This window comes from Pedococcus sp., from assembly GCF_036554925.1.
GTDB lineage: Bacteria > Actinomycetota > Actinomycetes > Actinomycetales > Dermatophilaceae > Pedococcus_A.
In genome coordinates, this window is the sequence record NZ_DATBMI010000009.1 from 1 (window position 1) to 3,113 (window position 3,113).

Here is a 3,113-nt window from a genome sequence, read left to right on the forward strand (position 1 = left end):
GCGAGGGTCGATCACCGGCTTCTCTGACGAGCTGTTCGGGTTTCGCACGGGGTAAAGACTAGGTCAAGACCGCAGGTCAGCCGCCAGAACTTTGCGTTGTGCGTGTCGAACTTCGACCGAACGGAGGAGGGCGACCGCCTGCGTCAGGAGACGGTGAAGACGACCTTGCCGAAGAGGTCGCCCGCGGCCATCTTGGCGAAGCCGTCGCGGGCCTGCTCCAGCGGCAGCACGGTGTCGACGACCGGCTCGATGCCCCGGTGGGAGACGAACTGGGCGAGGCGCTCGAGCTCGAGCCGGGTGCCCATGGTCGAGCCGATGACCCGCAGCTGCCGGAAGAAGATCTGGGTGAGCTCGGCCTTGGGCGGAGCGTCGCCGGAGGTCGCGCCCGAGATGACGACGGTGCCGCCGGGCTTGAGCGACTTCACCGAGTGCGACCAGGTGGCGGCGCCGACCGTCTCCATCACGGCGTCGACCCGCTCGGGCAGCCGCTCGCCGGAGCCGAAGGCCGCGTCGGCGCCGATCTCCAGGGCGCGCTTGCCCTTCTCCTCGTCGCGGCTGGTCACCCACATCCGGTAGCCGGCGGCCGAGCCGAGCTGCACCAGGGCGGTGGCGACGCCCCCGCCGGCGCCCTGCACCAGGACCGTCGCGCCCGGCGTCAGGCCCGCGTTGGTGAAGAGCATGCGGTAGGCCGTGAGCCACGCCGTCGAGAGGCAGGCCGCGTGCTCCCAGGACAGGCCGGCCGGCTTGGGCACGAGGTTGGTGGTCGGGACGGCGACCTTCTGCGCCAGGGTGCCGTCGTGCAGCTCGGAGAGCAGCGTGCGGCGGGGGTCGAGGGTCTCGTCGCCCTGCCAGCCCTCGCTGGGGATGACCGCGTGGACGATGACCTCGTTGCCGTGCTCGTCGAGGCCCGCGCCGTCGCAGCCGAGGACCATCGGCAGCCGGTCGGCCGGGAGCCCGACGCCCTGGAGCGAGAAGAGGTCGTGGTGGTTCAGCCCGGCGGCCTTGAGGGTGACGATGCTCCAGCCGGGCCGGGGCTGCGGCTCGGGCCGCTCGCCGATCTCGAGGCCGGAGAGCGGGTCGTCGCTGGACTGGCTGGCTGCGTAGACGGCGAGCATGGTCCCGACCCTACGACCTGGCGGCGGCCCCCGCCCTGCCGGGACGGCGGCTCAGCCCTGGCAGGAGGGCAGCCCCCGCCCTGCCGGGACGGCGGCTCAGCCCTGCTTCTCCATGAGGAACCAGGTCGAGTCGTCGAGCGGGAACTGCGGGTCGCGGTGGTAGGTGAACCCGTAGTCGACCAGCCGCAGCTCCGGGTACGCGTCGAGGATCTCGCCGGCGAAGTCCCGCTTGAAGAGGGCGTGCTCGTGGCCGCGGTAGGTCACCTCGACCGGGCTGGGGTTGTAGTACTCGCAGACCATGACGTAGCGGCGGGAGGAGCGGACCAGGCTGGCGTAGGCGTCGGCGACCCGGTCGGGGTTGATGTGGATCAGCACGCCCTTGGTGAAGGTCAGGTCGAAGGTGCGGTCGCTGTGGAAGTCCAGGAGCGACCCCACCTCGACGCTCGCCCCGCCCCAGCGGCGGACCTCCTCGGCGGCCTGCTCGTTGATCTCGACGGCGTGCAGGTCGGCGTCGGGCAGCAGGTCGCGCAGGGCCCGGAGGTTGTTGCCGATGTTGCAGCCCAGCTCCAGCACCGAGGAGACGCCCTCGGTGCGGGCCAGGACCTTGCGGAACAGCTCGGTGTTGCTGGCGATGAGGCTGGTGCCGCGGTTGCGCTGGATGTACTCGGCACCGAACTCTCCGGCCCAGAGGGCCTCCTGCTCGGTCTGGGGCTGCGTCGACATGCGACCCACCCTTGCGTCCCCGGCCTCTGCCCGCAAGGACCCTTCCGGGTTCGATCCGGCTGGCGCTGCCCTCAGGAGGCGTCCACGACGAGGCTGAAGGGCACGTTGTCGATCTCGACGTTGAGCGTGGTGCGGGTCCAGTCCGCGGTCCGCCTGCTGTTGACGTTGGGCCGGTCCTTGGTGCGGGTCACGGGCCCGTCGCCGAGGTTGAGGCTGTCGCCCGTGTTGCCCCAGCCGATCGTGTCACCGTTGTCGAGCGGTGTCTTGATGGTGAGAACCTCGAACTTGCTCTGGCTGTTGCGCTGGTCGAAGGCGAAGGTGAACGTGCGCTTGTCACCCCCTGCGTTGCTCACCGTGACCGGGTTGGTGGCGAAGGTCGTCACCGGCGCGATGGTGAAGGAGAAGTCGGGGTGGGCGGCCCCGTCGACGGTGAAGCGCAGCGTGGACGTCACCGGCGCCAGCCGGGCCCCGTTGGAGACCGTGGTGGCGGCCAGGCTGTTGCTGCCGGCGCTGAGGGCGAAGGTGCGTGCCGTGACGGTGCCGCTGATGTTGTGGGTACGGGTCGTGCCACCGACCGTCTGCTCGATCTCGGTCAGCGTGATGCTGTGGCCGGGCCCGGTGGCGTTGACGTTGACCACGAGCGAGACCGTCGCCGCGCCGTTGCTGGCGGGCACGAAAGTCGCCGCCACGGAGGAGACGGCGACGGAGCCGGAGGCAGCAGCCGCAGGGGCGGCCGTGGCCACGATGACGACTGGGACCGTCCACGCCACGCCCTTGGCGATCGTGCGGCGGTCGATCTCGCGCCCAGCTCCGCTGGCCCCGTCGAGCAGGCTGTCGTCCTTGCGCATGAACCTCTCCCCCCACCTCGGCCGAGCAGGCACGTGGAGCCCGCTACAGGTGGGGAGAAACTAGCCAGTAACGTCAGGAATTCACCCCATTTTCGTAAAGGGTTGTTAAAGACTGCGCAGTGTTTGCCCGAGTCCGCCCGATTTGCCCGGCCGAACGGCCGATGCGCGCCTGGTGCGTTCGGTGGATCACGAGGACGGCGGGACGACGGTCGGCAGGGCCCGGGCGAGCGACTCCCGCCAGTGCGGAAGGGCGCGACCGCGCCATCCGCCAGCCCTCGTGCCCCAGCACGCTGAAGGCCGGGCGGGGCTCCCGGCCGCGGGAACGCGCCGGTGGTCGTCGGCTCGTGCTCCGCCGGCGACAAACCGCAGCGCGAGCACGGCATCCACCCGCTCGACCCCATCATCGGCCTGACGATGCCCAACGGCA

3 protein-coding genes are annotated in these 3,113 nt (G+C 70.7%); all 3 read right to left on the minus strand.

Going from position 1 to position 3,113, the window contains the following annotated elements; genetic code table 11:
• Window positions 1-143: 143 nt before the first annotated feature.
• The 3 genes from VIB11_RS00685 to VIB11_RS00695 all read right to left on the minus strand — a co-directional run bounded on the left by VIB11_RS00685 (window position 144) and on the right by VIB11_RS00695 (window position 2,686).
• Window positions 144-1,115 carry a zinc-binding dehydrogenase gene (locus VIB11_RS00685; RefSeq protein ID WP_332027369.1) on the minus strand — a complete coding sequence of 324 codons (972 nt, stop codon included), beginning with the start codon at window positions 1,113-1,115 and terminating at the stop codon, window positions 144-146.
• A 96-nt stretch (window positions 1,116-1,211) separates the two neighbouring features.
• Window positions 1,212-1,838, minus strand: a complete 627-nt coding sequence (locus tag VIB11_RS00690) for a pseudaminic acid biosynthesis-associated methylase (RefSeq protein WP_332027371.1) — start codon at window positions 1,836-1,838, stop codon at window positions 1,212-1,214.
• Window positions 1,839-1,909: 71 nt separating this feature from the next.
• Window positions 1,910-2,686, minus strand: coding sequence for a hypothetical protein (locus VIB11_RS00695; RefSeq protein ID WP_332027373.1), 777 nt, complete (start codon window positions 2,684-2,686; stop codon window positions 1,910-1,912).
• Window positions 2,687-3,113: the final 427 nt, after the last annotated feature.